This window comes from Microbacterium esteraromaticum (assembly GCF_014084045.1).
GTDB lineage: Bacteria > Actinomycetota > Actinomycetes > Actinomycetales > Microbacteriaceae > Microbacterium > Microbacterium esteraromaticum_D.
This window is the reverse complement of sequence record NZ_CP043732.1, coordinates 3,164,022-3,181,652: the sequence shown is the minus strand read 5'-3', so window position 1 is coordinate 3,181,652 and position 17,631 is coordinate 3,164,022. Positions and strand designations below refer to the sequence as shown.

Genomic DNA, 17,631 nt, shown 5'->3' with positions numbered 1-17,631 from the left:
TTTCGCCGCACGAGTTTTCGCGGCGCACGCAGTGCCCGCGCAGGGAGTTAGCCAGAGATGGCCGATGAGAATGACGACAAGAACACCCCTACCCTCGACGAGTCGCCGGCGCAGCCGGTAGCCGAGGACGCACCGGCCGCCGAGACGGCCGCGACCGTCGCCTCGGAGCCGGATGCCCCGCAGCAGCCCGCTGCGGACGAGCAGCCCGCCATCGACGAGGCCGCTGTCGACGGGACCCCCGCCGCAGACGAGCCCGCCGCTGAGGCGTCGGCCGCTGACGAGCCCGCGGCTGACGAGGCGGCTCCCGTCGCGCAGCCCGCTGCGTCGGCATCCGAGAGCCTCGCGGGCGAGCCGACCGCCGAGCCTGAGGCTCCTGCCGAGCCTGAGGCTCCCGAGCCGCTGACGGCTGTGAGCCTCGGCCTGCTGCCTGAGGTCTTCGTCTCGAAGGTCTCCACGCAGCTGCACTTCTACGCACCGGAGATCGTGCCGCTGCCCGCACGCGGCAGCCGCGACGACGATGAGGGCGACGACCGGGGCAGCGCGTTCCGCCGTGGCCGAAACCGCAGGCGAGGCGAGGGGGACGAGGGCCGCGACGAGCCGCGTCAGCGCCAGCGCCAGGTGGAGTACATCACCGAGCCGAAGGCGATCAAGGGCTCCACCCGTCTCGAGGCCAAGAAGCAGCGCCGTCGCGACGGCCGTGACGCGGGCCGCCGTCGTCCGGTGGTGACCGAGGCGGAGTTCCTCGCCCGCCGCGAGTCGGTCGATCGCATGATGGTCGTCCGCGCCAAGAACGGCCGCACGCAGATCGGCGTGCTCGAAGACGATGTGCTCGTCGAGCACTACGTCGCCCGCAATCAGGACGCGTCGCTGATCGGCAATGTCTACCTCGGCCGCGTGCAGAACGTGCTGCCCAGCATGGAGGCCGCCTTCGTCGACATCGGCCGCGGTCGCAACGCCGTGCTGTACTCGGGAGAGGTCGACTGGGACGGTGTGGAGATCGGCAACCAGCCGCGTCGCATCGAGCTCGCGCTCAAAGCAGGAGACCGTGTTCTCGTGCAGGTCACGAAGGACCCCGTCGGCCACAAGGGCGCGCGTCTGACCAGCCAGATCTCGCTTCCCGGCCGCTACCTGGTGTACGTGCCGGGCGGGTCGATGAACGGGATCTCGCGCAAGCTGCCCGACAACGAGCGCGCCCGTCTCAAGCGCATCCTCAAGGAGGTGCTGCCCGAGTCGTCGGGCGTCATCGTCCGCACCGCGGCTGAGGGCGCCACCGAAGAGCAGCTGACGCGCGACGTGCAGCGGCTCACCTCGCAGTGGGAGCACATCCAGAAGCAGGTCCAGACGCAGCAGGCCCCTGCGCTGCTGCACGCCGAGCCCGACCTGCTGGTGAAGATCGTGCGCGACGTCTTCAACGAGGACTTCACCCGCATGACCATCCAGGGCGATGACGCGCAGCGCACCATCCGCGCCTACCTCGAGAGCGTCGCCCCCGACCTTCTCGAGCGCGTCGAGACCTACACCGACGACGTCGACCCCTTCGATGCGTACCGCATCACCGAGCAGATCGAGAAGGCTCTCGACCGCAAGGTCTGGCTGCCGTCGGGTGGCTCGCTGGTGATCGACCGCACCGAGGCGATGACGGTCGTCGACGTCAACACCGGCAAGTTCGTCGGCTCGGGCGGAAACCTCGAGGAGACGGTCACCAAGAACAACCTCGAGGCCGCTGAGGAGATCGTCCGTCAGCTGCGCCTGCGCGACATCGGCGGCATCATCGTCGTCGACTTCATCGACATGGTGCTCGAGTCCAACCGCGACCTCGTGCTGCGCCGCCTGGTGGAGTGCCTGAGCCGTGACCGCACGAAGCACCAGGTCGCCGAGGTGACCTCGCTCGGTCTCGTGCAGATGACCCGCAAGAAGCTCGGTCTCGGTCTGCTCGAGACGTTCAGCGAGGCGTGCGACGTCTGCGCCGGCCGCGGCGTGATCGTGCACCACGACCCCGTGGTCAAGCACCGCAGCAGCAGCGGCGGCGGCTCCAACGGCGGCGGCCAGAGTCGGCGCTCGCGGGGCGGCTCGTCGCAGCAGCAGTCCTCCGCAGCGGCGCCCGCTCAGCCGACGTCCGCGAACGGCGGCACGCACAGCATCACCGAGGGAGCGAAGTCGGCCCTGGCCGCCATCGCCGCCTCCACCATCGTCGCCAACGGCGATCCCGTGCAGGATCAGCCGGCCGCCGAGCAGCACGCCGCCGCCGAGGCGCCCGTGCAGAGCGAGCGTCCGAAGAAGCGCAAGAAGCGCGGGGGCGAGCGCAAGGGTCCGAAGACCGAGACCGAGCAGCTGCTCGACTCGGTGCTCGATGCGCTTCCCGAGCCGAAGGCGCCGGGTCAGGGCCGCAACCGGCGTCGGGTCACCACCGCCATGCTCACCCCGAACGCCTCGTCGACCGACGCGTCAGCGCCGGTCGCGGGCTCGAACCCGGAGTCCTGAGCGGATCAGTCGTCTGGTGAGCTCCTTGCCGCCCACGTGCACCGCGCCGGCGGCGAGGAGCCTCGGCAGCGACTCCTCCGGCACGTCGTAGTGGTCGCGGTCGAAGGCGCGGGGAGGGATGCCCTGCTGCGCGGCGAAGGCGTGCAGCTCGGCCAGGTCCGAATCGCTGACCAGATGCGCCCACAGCCTGCCGTGCGCAGGCCAGATGGCATCGTCGACGAGAAGGGTCATGCCGTGATCTTAGGACGGGGACACACCCGCGGCCTCGCTTTGCGGCATCGGCGATGATCCGGTAAAGTTGTCCTTTGGTGCGAGACCCCTGACGGCTCTTCCGGTCGCAGGATAAGTCTTGCGTCCGCACCCGTCGCCCCGGGCGATGTACGCAAGCAACAGTCTTCCCGTGAGATTCCCGGAGCGATCCGCTCCCCAACGAAACAGGTATGAAGTGGTTTACGCAGTAGTGCGCGCCGGTGGCCGGCAGGAGAAGGTCGAGGTCGGCACGATCGTTCAGCTCGACCGTGTTCAGGCTGCCCAGGGCGAGAACATCGAGCTTCCCGCCGTGCTTCTCGTCGACGGTGCCTCTGTGACCACCGACGCCGACAAGCTGGCGAAGGTCAAGGTCACGGCTGAGGTTCTCGGCAACCTCCGCGGACCGAAGATCGTCATCCAGAAGTACAAGAACAAGACCGGCTACAAGAAGCGCCAGGGCCACCGTCAGGAGCTCACGCGCGTCAAGATCACCGGCATCAAGTAAGCACGGAAGAGGCTCAGACATGGCACATAAGAAGGGCGCGAGCTCGACCCGCAACGGTCGTGACTCCAACGCACAGCGACTCGGCGTGAAGCGCTTCGGCGGTCAGACCGTCAACGCCGGCGAGATCCTCGTCCGCCAGCGCGGCACGCACTTCCACCCCGGCGCAGGCGTCGGCCGTGGCGGCGACGACACGCTGTTCGCTCTCGAGGCCGGCGCAGTCGAGTTCGGCACCAAGGGCGGCCGCAAGGTCGTCAACATCGTCGCAGCCGCTCAGTAAGAGCAGCAGACTTCCTGGACGGGGCGGGCTTCGGCTCGCCCCGTCCTCGTATCCCAGCACAACCCGGAGGAGCACGGCACATGGTCACGTTCGTCGACACCGTCACGCTGCACCTTCGCGCCGGAAAGGGCGGCAACGGCTGCGTCTCGGTCCGTCGTGAGAAGTTCAAGCCGCTCGGCGGTCCGGACGGCGGCAACGGGGGAGACGGAGGCGACATCATCCTCGTCGCCGACCCGCAGGTGACGACGCTGCTGTCGTACCACCACTCGCCGCATCGCACGGGCGGCAACGGCGGGTTCGGCATGGGAGACCACCGCTCGGGCTACGACGGAGAGTCGCTCGAGCTGCCCGTTCCTGTCGGCACGGTCGTGAAGAGCGTCGACGGAGACGTGCTGCACGACATGATCACGCCGGGTGAGAAGTACGTGGTGGCCGAGGGCGGTCGAGGCGGCCTCGGCAACGCCGCGCTCGCATCTCCGAAGCGCAAGGCCCCGGGCTTCGCCCTTCTCGGGACCCCGGGTTACGAGGGCTCGGTCGTGCTCGAGCTCAAGACCGTCGCAGACGTGGCCCTCGTCGGCTATCCCTCCGCAGGCAAGTCGAGCCTCATCGCCGCGCTGTCGGCGGCCAGGCCGAAGATCGCCGACTACCCGTTCACGACGCTGCACCCGAACCTCGGCGTCGTGCAGGCCGGTGACAGCCGTTACACCGTCGCCGACGTGCCCGGCCTCATCGAGGGCGCGAGTGAGGGCAAGGGCCTCGGCCTTGAGTTCCTCCGTCACGTCGAGCGCTGCAGCGCCCTGCTGCACGTGCTGGACTGCGCCACCCTCGAGCCCGGCCGCGACCCGCTCTCCGACCTCGACGTCATCCTCGCCGAGCTGGCTGCGTACGAGGTGCCAGAGGGGCAGACGCCTCTTCTCGAGCGTCCTCAGCTGGTCGCGCTGAACAAGGTCGATGTGCCCGAGGCGCGTGAGCTCGCCGAGATGGTGCGCCCCGAGATCGAGGCCCGCGGATTCCGTGTGTTCGAGATCTCGACGGTCGCCCGCGAAGGACTGCGTCCGCTGAGCTTCGCCCTTGCAGAGCTCGTCGACCAGCACCGCGCCGAAGCGGCCGTCGAGGTCCCGCGTGAGCGCGTGGTGATCCGGCCGAAGGGGGCCAAGGAGGAGTTCACGATCCGCGTCGAGGGCGGCACCTACGGCAACATCTATCGCGTGCTCGGAGAGAAGCCGGTGCGGTGGGTGCAGCAGACCGACTTCCAGAACGAGGAGGCCGTCGGGTACCTCGGCGACCGCCTCGAGCGTCTCGGTGTCGAAGAGGCCCTGTTCAAGGCCGGCGCGGTCGCCGGGGCCACCGTCATGATCGGCACAGGAGACAACAGCGTCGTCTTCGACTGGGAGCCCTCGATCGCCTCCACCGCCGAGCTCATGAGCTCGCCGCGAGGCACCGACATCCGCATCGGCGGCTCGAACCGACGCACCACCGCAGAGCGTCGCGAGCAGTACCACGAGATGATGGATGCCAGGGCTGCGGCCCGCGCTGAGCTCGAGGAGAAGCGCCTCGCCTCCCGCGAGGACGAGGAGTGACCGCGCACACGCGGGCCGAGCTCGCCGCCGCGAGCCGGATCGTCGTGAAGGTCGGCTCGTCGTCGATCAGCGGCGAGTCCTCGTGGCGCATCCCGATGATCGTGCAGGCGCTGTCGACGGCGCACCGTCGCGGCGCCGAGATCATCCTGGTCTCGTCGGGGGCGATCGCCACGGGCATCCCGTTCCTCGACCTCGACTCGCGTCCGACCGACCTGGCGACGCAGCAGGCGGCTGCAGCCGTCGGCCAGAACGTGCTGGTCTTCCGCTATCAGGAGGCGCTGCGTCCGTTCGGGATCGTCGCCGGCCAGGTGCTGCTGACGACCGGCGACCTCGAGAACCCGACCTCGCGCAGCAATGCCCGTCGTGCGATGGATCGGCTGCTGTCGCTGCGAATCCTGCCGATCGTGAACGAGAACGACACGGTGGCCACGCAGGAGATCCGCTTCGGCGACAACGACCGCCTCGCGGCCCTCGTCGCGCAGCTGGTCGGCGCCGACGCCCTCGTGCTGCTGAGCGATGTCGAGTCGCTGTACACGAAGCCTCCGACGGACCCGAGCGCGGTGCCCATCGAGGAGATCCCGGCGGATGCCGATCTGAGTGGTCTCGAGTTCGGGGCATCGGTCGTGAACAGCGTGGGCACCGGGGGAGCGGCGACCAAGGTCTCGGCTGCGCGCATGGCCGCGGCATCGGGATCGGGGTGCTCGTCACCAGCGCCGATCTCGTCGGCAGGGCCCTCGAGGGAGAGCAGATCGGCACCTGGTTCGTGCCGTCTGCGCGCGGCTGAGCAGCGTCCGTCACGGCGGCCCGGAGGCGCTTCGTGCGTCGATACACTGACCGGATGAGCACATCCATCGTCACCGACGCCCCGGCGGACACCGCGCAGGATCGCCTTGTGCGCGCGAAGGAGGCGTCGCGCTCGATCGCGCGGCTGACCAGCGCTCAGAAGGCGGAGCTCCTGGAGGCGATCGCCGCTGCGATCGAGTCGAACGCGGCACGCATCATCGATGCGAACACCGTCGACATCGAGCGCGGGCGGGCCGATGCCATCGGCGATGCGCTCATCGACAGGCTGCGCCTGGATGAGCAGCGCGTCGCGGCGCTGGCATCCGCCGTGCGTGACGTCGCGACCCTGCCCGACCCGATCGGCCAGGTCGTGGGAGGGCACCGGATGCCCAACGGTGTCGCTCTCGAGCAGGTGCGGGTGCCGTTCGGCGTGGTCGGCGCGATCTACGAGGCGCGCCCGAACGTCACCGTCGACATCGCGGCGCTCGCGCTGCGTGCGGGCAATGCGGTCGTGCTGCGCGGGGGCAGCGCCGCCCGCGGCTCGAACACGGTGCTGGTGGAGGTCATGCGCCAGGCCCTGGAGGGCCTCGGCCACGACCCTGAGGCGATCCAGAGCGTCGACGACTTCGGCCGCGAAGGTGCGAAGGCCATGATGCACGCACGAGGTCTCATCGACGTGCTCGTGCCGCGCGGCAGCGCGTCGCTCATCGAGGCGGTCGTGACGGAGTCGACGGTCCCCGTCATCGAGACCGGTGCAGGGGTGGTGCACATCGTCATCGACGAGTCGGCGCCGATGGACTGGGCGCGCGACATCGTCGTGAACGCCAAGGTGCAGCGGCCGAGCGTCTGCAACGCCGTCGAGACGCTGCTCGTTCATCGGCAGGCCGCTCCGCAGCTCGTCCCTGTGATCGCGAGCGCTCTGCTCAGCGAGGGCGTGGCGATCCATGGCGACGACATGGTCGTCGGGCTCGTCGCAGGGACGATCCCCGCGACGGAGGACGACTGGGCGAAGGAGTACCTCAAGCTCGAGATCGCGATCAAGGTCGTCGACGATCTCGACGAGGCGCTCGAGCACATCCGCCGGTACAGCACGGGTCACACCGAGTCGATCATCACCACCGACTCGCGCAACGCCGAGCGCTTCCTCGCCGAGGTCGACTCGGCGGTCGTGATGGTGAACGCGTCCACTCGCTTCACCGACGGCGCCGAGTTCGGGTTCGGCGCCGAGGTCGGCATCTCGACCCAGAAGCTGCACGCGCGAGGTCCGATGGGACTCGGGGAGCTGACCAGCACGAAGTGGCTCGCGCGCGGGTCAGGCCAGATCCGCGGCTGAGGACTAGAATGGACAGGCGTTTGCTTGCCAGGTCAGGAACGGAGTCAGGATGAACCTCGTCGCACAGATTGCGATGGCCGCAGCCGAGACGGAGCACCACGGGAACGTGGCGGCTGAAACCTTCATCTTCGGTGTCATCGCAGCGATCATCTTCGCCGTGCTCGGCCTCGTGACGCTGTCTTTCCGCAACGTCGCCAACCGCCACGCGGCCAAGGCCGAGGCGTACGCGCTGAAGCACGGCAAGGACGGCCACGGCCACTAGGATCGCATGCACGACTCCACCGCTCGGGCACCGCGCATCGGCGTGATGGGTGGCACTTTCGACCCCATCCACCATGGTCACCTGGTCGCGGCGAGCGAGGTCGCGCACTCCTTCGACCTCGATGAGGTCGTCTTCGTGCCGACCGGCCAGCCATGGCAGAAGCAGAACGTGTCGCCCAGCGAGCACCGCTATCTGATGACGGTGATCGCCACGGCATCGAACCCGGGCTTCACCGTCAGCCGGGTCGACATCGACCGCGACGGGCCCACCTACACCATCGACACCCTGCGCGATCTGAAGCAGCAGCGCCCCGACGCGGAGCTGTTCTTCATCACGGGTGCGGATGCCGTGGCGCAGATTCTCAGCTGGAGGGACCATGATGAACTGTGGGATCTCGCCCACTTCGTCGCGGTCTCCCGGCCGGGCCACGTGCTGAGCACGGACGGACTGCCCACCGAGGATGTGAGTCAGCTCGAAGTGCCGGCCCTGTCGATCTCGTCGACGGACTGCCGAGAGCGCGTCGCCGACGGGCAGCCGGTCTGGTACCTGGTGCCGGATGGCGTGGTCCAGTACATCGCGAAGCATCATCTGTATCGGAGCAAGGCATGAGCACTGAAGAGGACGGGCACACCCTCACGCGCAAGCAGCTGCGTGAGCTTCGTCTGACCGGCTCGACACCGGTCATCGGCGGTGAGGAGGCCGCCGCGGCTGCGATCGAACCGGCGCCGGCTCAGCCGCCCGCCGAGGAGCCCGCAGCGGACTCCGAATCCTCGGACCCGGCGTCGACCGGACAGTCGGCCCCCGACTCGGCCCGCCCCGCATCGACCTCCTCAGGTGCAGGCGAGGCTCCGCTCACCCGCCGCGCCGCCCGCGCCCAGGAGCGCATCCGCACCGGCTCCGTTCCGGTCGTGCCCGCGGAGGAGCAGCCCGCCGTCGTCGAGCCGCCTGCCGTCGAGGCGCCCGTCGTCCAGCCGCCAGTCGTCGAATCACCCGTCGTCCAGCCGCCGGTCGTCGAGGCACCGGTCGTCCAGGAACCGGTCGTCGAGCCCTCGATCGTCGAGGAGCCGGTCGATGAGTCGCCTGGGCTCGTGTCCGGCATCCCGGCTTTCGCACCGAAGCCGACGCCTGCGCCCAGATTCGACGCTCCGATCGAGCGGGCTGAGCCGGTCGAGTCCGAGGAGCCCCTGGCGGCCACTCCCGAGCCCGTCGAGGCCGCGCCGACGCCTGCGGACGACGACTCGGAGCGGCCGATGGTCGGTGCCGCGTTCGGCATCGGCGTCAAGAAGGCGACGTCCGGCAACAGCGCCCCGGCCGCGTTCGACGAACTGCTCGAGACCGGCTCCGCGGGCCCGCACAAGACGGCGAGCACGCTGATCTTCACCCCGTCGCCGGGCGCCGGATCGCTCTCGGGCCCCGTCGCATCGACCGGTGAGCTGCTCATCACCGGCACCTACGCGCTGCCCGACGGAATGGGCTCGCAGGGTCACGCCCTCGGCACCACCGACGGCAAGGACGTCGACGCCGTCCTCATCGACGGCGAGCTCGCTCCGGCGTCATCGCCCACCCCGATCGCTGCGAGCTCTGCGATCAGCACCTCGAAGCCGGCCGGAGAGGTCATCCGTCCGCCCGTGCCCGACAAGGGCAACAAGCTCACACTCACCCTGGCGATCGTCGCCGGGGGTCTCGCGCTCGCGCTGGCCGCGGCGCTGATCATCGCCTTCACCACAGGAGTCCTCGGTTGATGCAATCCCCTGAAGCCGCCGTCGAGATGCTGCAGATCGCCGCTCGCGCGGCGGATGCGAAGGGCGGCGAGGATCTCATCGCCCTGAACGTCTCCGAGCCGCTGCCGCTCGTCGACGTCTTCCTGCTGGTCACCGGAAACAGCGAGCGCAACGTCGCCGCGATCGCCGACGAGATCGAAGACCAGCTTCTCGAAGCGGGACACCGTCGCGTCCGACGCGAGGGCCGTGCCGAGTCACGCTGGGTCCTGCTCGATTTCGGCGACCTCGTGGTGCACGTGTTCCACTCCGAGGAGCGCGTCTACTACGGGCTCGAGCGCCTGTGGAAGGACTGCCCCGTCATCCCGATCGAGCTGCCTGCACCCGCCGCGGGGGAGTGAACGTGCGCGTCACCGTCGTCGGCCGGCTCGACACGGAGACGCTGATCGAATGGAACGGCGCGCTCAGGGCCTCGTGCGTCGAGGATCGCGTCGGCGTCTGGTGGCCGAGCGACGAGACCGTCCTGGCGCAGTTCGCCGATCCGCTGCCGGGTCGGCGCCGCTGGGCGCTGGTCCATCGCGCCGAAGACGGCTCACTCGCCGGTGCGGCCGACGTCTCAGCGGGCCCAGGCGAACCGGCCGAGGTCACGATCGGCGTCCTTCCCGCCCACCGTCGCCGTGGAATCGGCACCGTGCTCTGGGAGGCCGCTCGCGAGCTGCTCGCCGACGAGGCGCCCTCGGTCGTGCAGTCCGAGACGTGGTCGCAGGCGGGAGTCGCATTCGCCGAATGCTGCGGACTGGCGGTGGGCAACAGCGAGCTCCGGATGCTGCGCAGCGCCGTCGCACCCGCTCCCGACCGTCATGCCGCCGCCGATGTGGAGATCGTCACGTGGACGGGTGCCGTCCCGGACGACCTCATGCACGACTGGGTCCGCCTGAACACGCGGATGCGCGAGGACGTTCCCATCGGAGAACTCACCCGGCGCGTCACCTCCCTGGATGCGGAGTGGGTCCGCGCCCACGAGAAGCGCATGACCGACCAGGGCTGGATTCTCGTCCGGGCGATGGCTCGTCTTGCGGGCGAAGGCGTCGGCTACACCGTGCTCTTCGTCGCCGCAGACGGTGATGAGATCGTTGTGCAGGACGACACCTTCGTCGAGCGAGCCCATCGCGGGCGGGGCATCGCCGGACTGCTCAAGAGCGAGAACCTTCGTCAGCTGAGTGCGCTGCCGGCCTCCGCCGCAGCGCGGTGGGTGCAGACCACGACCGCCGTCGACAACCACCCCATGCTGGCGCTGAACCGCGCGATCGGCTTCGAGGTCGCCGACAGGTCGTACGCCCTCGAAGGTCGATTCGCAGTGAGCTGAGCTCAACCGACGCGGTCCTCGCCGGCCCAGGCGTCGTCGTCATCGGCGCCGGATGCCAGCCGGTCGGCGTCGATGCTGTCGATCGCATCGGGATCGGCATCGGGGTCCAGCTCGACCTCGCCGTCCACCTCCCTGGTCGGCATGCTCGCGTCTTCATCGCCCAGGTCGGGGTCTTCGGGAAGCATGTTCGGTGTGGGGTTCGACATGATCGCTCCTCTCATGGCGACGCCGCGCGCGCCGCGTGGCGCGAATCTAGCCCTGTCGGCGCCGCGGCCAGAGCCGCTTGACTGCGTGGCCTGCGACGGCTACCCGACACTCCCGACCTGCCGGGGCGATTTGGCGCTTGCCCGTCGGTGCGTAGTATGCTGATCAGGTTGCCGAGATCGGCGATGAAGATGGGCCTGTGGCGCAGCTGGTAGCGCACCTGCATGGCATGCAGGGGGTCAGGGGTTCGAGTCCCCTCAGGTCCACCAAACAGAACTCCCCGCCTCGGCGGGGAGTTCTTCGTTTTCGGAGGCATACCACGCGAAGGCGATGCGCGCCTCGCCGGTCCGGTCGGACACTCTGGCGATGTCCGAATGTCTCATCCTGGCCGAGATCCACCGGACGATCCCCTCATGGTGAGCGCGCGTCGCGGAATCCATGTAGGTCGAACACAAAGAATCACTCATTTGCGTGGCCAGGCTTGCGTTTTCTCTTCAAGCCGTGTGATTGTTCGGTTATCAAACATATAAGGAGAGATTCAATGATCGAATCACGTCCCCTGAAGAGAACTCGCGGCAGAGTCGCCGCGATCGCCAGTGCTACGGCCATGGTCGGCAGCCTGTTCATCGCCACCGCCCCGGCCTACGCGGGACCCCCCGCGAACGCACACTGCGGCACCGAGGCCAGCAACAACATCGACGGCTTCGTCAACCACGCGCAGCTGACGAAGGCTCTCCACAAGATCGAGCACACGACCAACGGCACCGTCGCTGTCGACGTGCTCGGTCAGACAGGCAATGGCACCGACATCTACACCGCGCGCGTCGGCCACGGCGACACGGTCATCTTCATAGAGTCGCAGATCCACGGCAACGAGAACCACGGCACCGAGGCGCTGCTCAACCTCCTCGCCGACTGGGGCAGCAACACGCCTGCCGCCCAGAAGCTGCGAGATGCAGTGACCATCGTCACGATCCCGCGCATGAACGTCGACGGCGGCGAGAACGACACGCGTCAGAACCAGCACTCGTGGGACGAGGTCGTCGCCGACTTCCCGCAGCTCGAAGGTGCGCAGCCCTCGTGGAACTACAACTCGCGCGTCGGCGGCTTCGACATGAACCGCGACTTCAACCCCGACCTGGACTACGTTCCGGACCCGGCGGACTTCCCGGGTACGAGCGCCGGCACCGGCTGGTACATCAACCCCGAGACCCAGCTCGTGCGCGACCTGTATCGCGACCTCGAAGACGAGTTCGGCACCGTCGACTACTTCGTGGACCTGCACAACCAGGGCAGCTGCTACGTCGACTCCGCCACGGGAGAGCGTTCGTTCCTGTCGATCTCGGGCCGCTTCATCGCCGACCCGACCGCGTTCGGCGACTGGCCCAAGTTCGACTACGACCACTCGCGGCGTGCGAACGTCGCCGTGTACAACGCTCTGCAGAGCCGCGGCGAGTCGGGCTTCGGCAACGCGACGCTGTACCCGCAGGACACGAACCTCCCGGGCACTGCTCTCGGCTCGTTCGCTCTGCGCGGCAGCGCCACGGTGCTCTTCGAGACCTCGAGCCAGACGCAGTACGACGGCACGAAGTCCAGCGGCAAGCTGATCAAGCAGGTCGAAACCGGTCTGACGGGCCTCGTCGACGCGGTCGTCGATGGCAGCATCGACAACCTCGACCCCGAAGACTATGAGGAGATTCCGACGCGCGAGCCGTTCCCGCGCGACTGATTCCTCGGTACCGTTCGATTCCCTTACTGGAGAGCCTGTTCTCGGCCGGATCCGCTCCGCCCGAGAACAGGCTCTCGGCCTTCTCGTCGCGTGGTGTGCAGAAGGTCCACCGAGACGAGATCCCGCGAGAAATCGCGGGATCTCGTCGCTTCCGGCCGCCTGGGTGCCCCCGCTATGCGAAGACGCTGAACATGTACAGCACGAACAGCATCACGTGGGTCGCCCCGTGCAGTGGGTTGAGGCGCCGCGCGCTGAAGGTGGCCATGGTCAGCAGCAGTGTGAGACCGAGCAGCAGCAGGTTGATCGGGCTCTCGGCGAGCACGACAGTCTGCCCGGTGATCAGGCCTATGGTCAGCACAGCCGGGATGGTCAGCCCGGCTGTGGAGACGAGTGCACCGTGGCAGAGGTTGCTCACGCGCTGCACCTCACCAGACAGCGACGCGCGCACGGTGGTGATCGTCTCGGGAAGGAAGACGATCATCGCGATGAGGATGCCCGAGAGCGCCACGGGCGCGCCGAGACGGCCGAGCCCGTCATCCAGCAGCGTGGCCATGTCGTGCGAGAGCAGCACGATCGGCAGGACGAGGGCGAGCAGCAGCAGCGTGCGCGCGATGAGCTCGGCGCGGTGCTCCACCAGCACCGCGCCGACGGAGGCACGGGCGGGGGCGTCGACAGCGTCCCGCCTGGCATCCACCTCCTGGAAGTCCGCCTTCTGCGCGCCCATCTGCCGCAGCAGGAAGAACACGTACAGCAGCACGACGAGCACGATCATGGTGATCGCCGCAGCCGGTGCGTACGCGCCGGCGTCGCCGAGGAGCGCCGGGAACGCGAAGGCCACCGCGAGCAGCACGATCAGCATGCCGAGATACGTCGACACGCCGTTCCGGTTGGCGCGCAGGCCGGAGTGACGCAGACCGCCGGCGATGAGCGCGACGCCGATCACGAGGTTCATGATGATCATCGACACGGCCATCACCGAGTCGCGGGCGATGGTGTGATGCTCACCGGGCCCCAGCATCACTGCCGCGATGAGGATCACCTCGATCGCCGCGATCGACAGGGTCAGCACGAGAGTGCCGTACGGGTCGCCGAGACGGTGCGCCAGATGCTCGGCCTCGGTGACGACGCCGAAGGCGCACACGGCGATGACCGTGACGATCGCGGCCAGGGTCAGCCAGAGCATCGGCGTCGGCAGGGGGCCGGCGAGCTGCGGGGCGAGTGCGAGCAGGGCGGCGAAGGATGCCCATCCCAGCACGAGACGGAAGACTGCGGTGCGCGTCATAACCGAGCGCAGGAGGTCGGAACGGGTCACGGTGCGAGCCGATCTGCGGGGCCGTCCCCGCGTGTGATCTGTCCGCCGGGTCGTCCCGCCGGTGGCTACAGCACCAGGGTAGCAAGCAGGAACAACGGGACCTGTGCAGACGTTGTGCATCGATGTGAGCACACTCGAGAGCGTCGTCATCGGAGCAGGCCAGGCGGGCCTGTCGGCGTCGTACCACCTGCAGAGGCTGGGCATCGAGCACGTCGTGCTCGATGCGAACCCGAACCCGGGCGGCGCCTGGCAGCACCGATGGGACGCCCTGACCATGAGCGACGTGCACCGCGTCGCCGAGCTGCCTGGAGACGATGCTCCGGCACATGACGACGCCCGCGCGAACCTCGCCGTGCCGCGGACGTTCGCCGCGTACGAGCAGCGCCACCGTCTGCCCGTCATCCGCCCGGTGCATGTCGGCGAGGTCGTCGACGACGATGGCATCCTGGTGATTCGGGCGGGGGAGCGGTCGTGGCGCAGCCGCACCCTCATCAATGCGACGGGCACCTGGACGCAGCCGTTCGTGCCGCACTACCCGGGCATGGAGACGTTCATCGGCGAGCAGCTGCACACCGTCGACTACCCAGGGCCCGAGCGGTTCCGCGGCAAGCGGGTGCTCGTCGTCGGCGGAGGGGCGTCGGCCGTGCAGTTCCTCGGTGCGCTCGCGCCGATCACCGACACACTGTGGGTCACCAGGAAGCCACCGGTCTGGCGCAGCGACGACTTCACCCCGAAGCCGGTGCTGCGGCGGTCGCACTGGTCGAGCAGAGGGTCGCGCAGGGACTGGCGCCCGAGAGCGTGGTGAGCGTGACCGGGCTGATGCTGCGGCCGCAGGAGAGGGAGGCGGAGCGGCTGGGCGCATACGCGGCGCGACGGCCGATGTTCTCCTCGATCGAGCCCGACGGGGTCCGGTGGTCGGACGGCTCGTTCGAGCAGGTCGACGTCATCCTCTGGGCGACCGGCTTCCGGCCTGCGATCGCCCACCTGGCGCCGCTGCACCTTCGCAGCCCGCGCGGCGGCATCCAGCTCGATCGCGGAGGGCGCGGCACGACAGCGGTCGCCGACCCGCGCATCCAGCTCGTCGGCTACGGACCGTCAGCGAGCACGATCGGGGCGAATCGTGCGGGACGCACCGCCGCCAACGCCGTGCGCCGTCACCTCGCTCAGCTCGCAGCCGGGAGCGCCGCGACGGCCGAGCCGGTCCACGCATCAAGCATGGCGTGACGCAGGGCGTTGCCCCGCTCGGCGAACACCCGCTGACGTCGCACGTACTCGGCCTTGCCCTCGGCGGTCTCGATCCGCACCGGACGAACACCCCAGTCCGACAGGTCGTACGGAGCCGCCTCCATGTCGAGACGACGGATCTCCGATGCCAGCTCGAACGCGTCGAGCAGCAGCTCGCCCGGCACCAGGGGGCCGAGCTTGACCGCCCACTTGTAGACGTCCATGCCGGCGTGCAGGCAGCCGGGCTGCTCGAGCTCGGGCTGGCTCTCCCGGCTCAGAGGCAGGCGATTGCGCGGCACCGCGTCGTCCGTGAAGAAGCGGAAGGCATCGAAGTGCGTGCACCGCAGGTCGCCTGCTTCGACGACGGCATCGGTGCCCGCCCCGCCGAGCCGGAGCGGCACGGCATGACGGTGCTCGTCGGTGCGGTAGACCATCGCCCACTCATGCAGGCCGAAGCAGCCGAACTGGCCCGGTCTTGCGGCGGTGAGACTCAGCATCCGCTCGACGAGGGAGGCGAGCTGAGGCTTCTCCGAGCGGAACGCCCCGGCGTCGGGCGCGTACCCGCCAGGTTCGTCACCGGGGGAGTACCAGCGCCAGTCGGCCCGCTCCTCGGCGTCACGGAGCATCACACCGGCGCCCGGATGCCACCTGCGCAGCTGTGCGGGCTTGTACGAGTAGTACGTGAAGAGGAAGTCCTCCACGGGATGCTTCTCTCCGCGCTGCTGACGAGCGCGATGCGCCGCGGTGAGCACGTCAGCACGGTCGGCGTGCGCCTGCGCGCGAGCAGTCCACTCGGCGGGTGACAACGGGGCGGCTGAGGTCATGACAGGCTGTCACTCATGAGGGGTCGGTGAGGATGCCGACCTCGCCGAGACGCTCCCTGAGCCCTGCGCCGTCCTCAGCGCTCACCCACGGCACGCTGCCCTCGGCGTGCTCGCCCGATGCGCGACCGCCCGCGAGCACGGCCTCGGCCGGGAGCAGGCGTCGGATCGCGACTCCCGCGACGGATGAGGGATGCTCCTCGAGGAACTGCGAGTAGATCGCCTCATCGTGCTGCCCGTCGTCGCCGATCAGCAGCCAGCGGACGTTCGGGAACTCCTGCGCCAGACGGCGCAGGTTGCTGGTCTTGTGCGCCTGACCGCTGCGGAACCAGCGGTCGTGCGTCGGACCCCAGTCGGTGAGCAGCATCGCTCCGGCCGGGAAGAGGTGACGGCTGAGGAACCGGCGCAGGGTCGGCGCGACGTTCCAGGCGCCGGTGGAGAGGTAGATCATGGGCGAGCCCGGGTTGTCCCGGCGCAGCTGCTCGAGCAGCACGGCCATTCCGGGCACCGGGGTTCGGGCGTGCTCATCGACCACGAACGAGTTCCATGCGGCGATGAACGGCCGCGGCAGAGCGGTGACCATCACGGTGTCGTCGACGTCCGACACCACACCGAAGTCGACGTGCTCGTCGACGATGAAGGCAGTGGCGGCGACGGGCTTCTGCCCCTCGACGGACATCGTGAAATCCTGCCAGCCAGGCTGCAGCTCCGCGTCGATGACCGTGTCGATCACACCGCCGCGGTCGGCCACGACCGTATGCGTGCGGCCGCCGATCTCGATCACGACGGAGGCGAAGCTGACCGGGATGCTCACGAACGAGCGCCAGCCGCGCACGCTGCCCTCCCCGCGGGTCTTCTTCAGCGGCGGCGGCACGATCAGGGCGCGGCCGACGACGCGCACCCAGCCCGATGTGCTGCCGTAGCCGGGGAAGGGCACGGCGGTCGCCGAACGCCCCCGTCGGCGAGCGCGGCGCTCGCGCCAGACGTGGATGCGGTGCTCGAGTCGAGCGAACCAGTGGATCTTGGCCGGTGACGCAGGAGACATCCGCTCCAGTCTTTCACGGTTCGGACCGGACGGTCACGGGTCGATGCGCCCGCCATCGTGGTCGAGTTCGCCGGCGTGGCGCATGTGCCTCTCCTCGCGGCGGGCGAGGAGCTTCTTGCCGACGACCAGCACCGTCAGCAGCACGACGATGAGGCCCACGAAGAGATATCCGGCATAGTGCACACGCTCGGAGAGCTCGCGGTAGTTGCCCGCCGCGGTCGCGGCGACGCCCACGTAGAGCCCTGCCCACAGCACGCAGGCGGGAAGGGTCCAGGCGATGAACCTGCGATACGCGTAGCCGCTCATCCCCACGGTCAGCGGCACGAGCGAGTGCAGGACGGGCAGGAAGCGCGAGAGGAAGATGGCCACGCCCCCGCGGCGGCGGAGGTACCGCTCCGACCGCTCCCAGTGCTCTTCGCCGATCCTGCGCCCCAGCCACGATGCGCGGATGTGCGGTCCCGCCCAGGTGCCGAGCCAGAATCCGATGGACTCGCCGATCAGCGCGCCGACGACCACCGTGACACCCAGCGCGATGCCCTCGAACCATCCGTCGACACCGATCGCCGCGACGAGCACGACCGTGTCGCCGGGCACGACCAGGCCGATGAGGATGCTGGTCTCGAGCATGATCGCGATCCCGGCCAGCACTGTGCGCAGCACCGGGTCGACAGCCTGCACGGCCTCGATGACCCACAGGACGAAGTCGTTCACCCCATGAGCGTAAAGCCTGCGGCAGAGCCAT

17 protein-coding genes, 1 tRNA gene and 2 pseudogenes are annotated in these 17,631 nt (G+C 69.0%); 14 read left to right on the top strand and 6 right to left on the bottom strand.

Annotated elements, in window-relative coordinates; genetic code table 11:
• Positions 1–57: 57 nt before the first annotated feature.
• Positions 58–2,481, top strand: a complete 2,424-nt coding sequence (locus FVO59_RS15330) for an Rne/Rng family ribonuclease (protein ID WP_182253399.1) — start codon at positions 58–60, stop codon at positions 2,479–2,481.
• Here the strand turns inward: FVO59_RS15330 and FVO59_RS15325 are convergent.
• Positions 2,446–2,712, bottom strand: coding sequence for a DUF4031 domain-containing protein (locus FVO59_RS15325; RefSeq protein ID WP_182253398.1), 267 nt, complete (start codon positions 2,710–2,712; stop codon positions 2,446–2,448). The genes FVO59_RS15330 and FVO59_RS15325 overlap by 36 nt on opposite strands.
• A 214-nt stretch (positions 2,713–2,926) precedes the next feature.
• Between FVO59_RS15325 and rplU the strand changes: the two genes are divergently transcribed.
• The 10 genes and pseudogenes from rplU (at position 2,927) to FVO59_RS15275 (ending at position 10,554) form a co-directional block, all read left to right on the top strand.
• Positions 2,927–3,235: a 50S ribosomal protein L21 gene (rplU, locus tag FVO59_RS15320; protein WP_182253397.1), complete on the top strand. Its 309-nt coding sequence runs from the start codon at positions 2,927–2,929 to the stop codon at positions 3,233–3,235.
• A 19-nt stretch (positions 3,236–3,254) separates the two neighbouring features.
• Positions 3,255–3,512, top strand: a complete 258-nt coding sequence (gene rpmA / locus FVO59_RS15315) for a 50S ribosomal protein L27 (RefSeq protein ID WP_099196843.1) — start codon at positions 3,255–3,257, stop codon at positions 3,510–3,512.
• 80 nt (positions 3,513–3,592) lie between these two features.
• On the top strand, positions 3,593–5,092 hold the full coding sequence (gene obgE, locus FVO59_RS15310; RefSeq protein ID WP_182253396.1) for a GTPase ObgE: 1,500 nt from the start codon (positions 3,593–3,595) through the stop codon (positions 5,090–5,092).
• Positions 5,089–5,876, top strand: a pseudogene (gene proB / locus FVO59_RS15305) (glutamate 5-kinase). The gene obgE and the pseudogene proB overlap by 4 nt, the downstream one beginning before the upstream one ends.
• 54 nt (positions 5,877–5,930) lie before the next feature.
• Positions 5,931–7,208 carry a glutamate-5-semialdehyde dehydrogenase gene (locus tag FVO59_RS15300; RefSeq protein ID WP_182253395.1) on the top strand — a complete coding sequence of 426 codons (1,278 nt, stop codon included), beginning with the start codon at positions 5,931–5,933 and terminating at the stop codon, positions 7,206–7,208.
• A 49-nt stretch (positions 7,209–7,257) separates the two neighbouring features.
• On the top strand, positions 7,258–7,470 hold the full coding sequence (locus FVO59_RS15295) for a hypothetical protein (protein ID WP_182253394.1): 213 nt from the start codon (positions 7,258–7,260) through the stop codon (positions 7,468–7,470).
• A gap of 6 nt (positions 7,471–7,476) precedes the next feature.
• A complete protein-coding gene (gene nadD, locus FVO59_RS15290) occupies positions 7,477–8,079 on the top strand; it encodes a nicotinate-nucleotide adenylyltransferase (RefSeq protein ID WP_182253393.1) in 603 nt (200 codons plus the stop codon).
• Positions 8,076–9,212, top strand: a complete 1,137-nt coding sequence (locus tag FVO59_RS15285) for a hypothetical protein (RefSeq protein WP_182253392.1) — start codon at positions 8,076–8,078, stop codon at positions 9,210–9,212. The genes nadD and FVO59_RS15285 overlap by 4 nt, the downstream gene beginning before the upstream one ends.
• A complete protein-coding gene (gene rsfS, locus FVO59_RS15280; RefSeq protein ID WP_182253391.1) occupies positions 9,212–9,589 on the top strand; it encodes a ribosome silencing factor in 378 nt (125 codons plus the stop codon). Before FVO59_RS15285 ends, rsfS begins: the two co-directional genes overlap by 1 nt.
• A gap of 2 nt (positions 9,590–9,591) precedes the next feature.
• A complete protein-coding gene (locus FVO59_RS15275) occupies positions 9,592–10,554 on the top strand; it encodes a GNAT family N-acetyltransferase (protein WP_182253390.1) in 963 nt (320 codons plus the stop codon).
• Between the two features lie 2 nt (positions 10,555–10,556).
• Here FVO59_RS15275 and FVO59_RS15270 read toward each other — a convergent pair whose 3' ends face one another.
• The gene (locus tag FVO59_RS15270) at positions 10,557–10,760 is read right to left on the bottom strand and encodes a hypothetical protein (protein WP_182253389.1); all 204 of its coding nucleotides are present in this window, start codon (positions 10,758–10,760) and stop codon (positions 10,557–10,559) included.
• Between the two features lie 191 nt (positions 10,761–10,951).
• Here FVO59_RS15270 and FVO59_RS15265 point away from each other — a divergent pair.
• Together FVO59_RS15265 and FVO59_RS15260 are read left to right on the top strand one after the other, a co-directional pair.
• Positions 10,952–11,027 (top strand) — tRNA-Ala (locus FVO59_RS15265).
• A 272-nt stretch (positions 11,028–11,299) separates the two neighbouring features.
• Positions 11,300–12,487 (top strand): M14 family zinc carboxypeptidase, encoded by a 1,188-nt coding sequence (locus FVO59_RS15260; protein WP_182253388.1) that lies wholly within the window; start codon positions 11,300–11,302, stop codon positions 12,485–12,487.
• Positions 12,488–12,659: 172 nt separating this feature from the next.
• Here FVO59_RS15260 and FVO59_RS15255 read toward each other — a convergent pair whose 3' ends face one another.
• Positions 12,660–13,799: a calcium:cation antiporter gene (locus FVO59_RS15255; protein ID WP_430736311.1), complete on the bottom strand. Its 1,140-nt coding sequence runs from the start codon at positions 13,797–13,799 to the stop codon at positions 12,660–12,662.
• A gap of 124 nt (positions 13,800–13,923) precedes the next feature.
• Here FVO59_RS15255 and FVO59_RS15250 point away from each other — a divergent pair.
• Positions 13,924–15,023, top strand: a pseudogene (locus FVO59_RS15250) (NAD(P)-binding domain-containing protein).
• Here FVO59_RS15250 and FVO59_RS15245 read toward each other — a convergent pair.
• Genes FVO59_RS15245 through FVO59_RS15235 form a run of 3 tightly spaced genes read right to left on the bottom strand, consistent with a single transcriptional unit; the run spans position 14,963 to position 17,600 of the window.
• The gene (locus tag FVO59_RS15245; RefSeq protein WP_182253387.1) at positions 14,963–15,847 is read right to left on the bottom strand and encodes a 3-methyladenine DNA glycosylase; all 885 of its coding nucleotides are present in this window, start codon (positions 15,845–15,847) and stop codon (positions 14,963–14,965) included. The pseudogene FVO59_RS15250 and the gene FVO59_RS15245 overlap by 61 nt on opposite strands.
• Before the next feature lie 13 nt (positions 15,848–15,860).
• On the bottom strand, positions 15,861–16,889 hold the full coding sequence (locus FVO59_RS15240; protein ID WP_182253386.1) for an App1 family protein phosphatidate phosphatase: 1,029 nt from the start codon (positions 16,887–16,889) through the stop codon (positions 15,861–15,863).
• A gap of 33 nt (positions 16,890–16,922) precedes the next feature.
• Entirely contained in the window at positions 16,923–17,600 is a 678-nt protein-coding gene (locus FVO59_RS15235) for a DedA family protein (RefSeq protein ID WP_182253385.1), read from the bottom strand.
• Positions 17,601–17,631 lie beyond the last annotated feature (31 nt).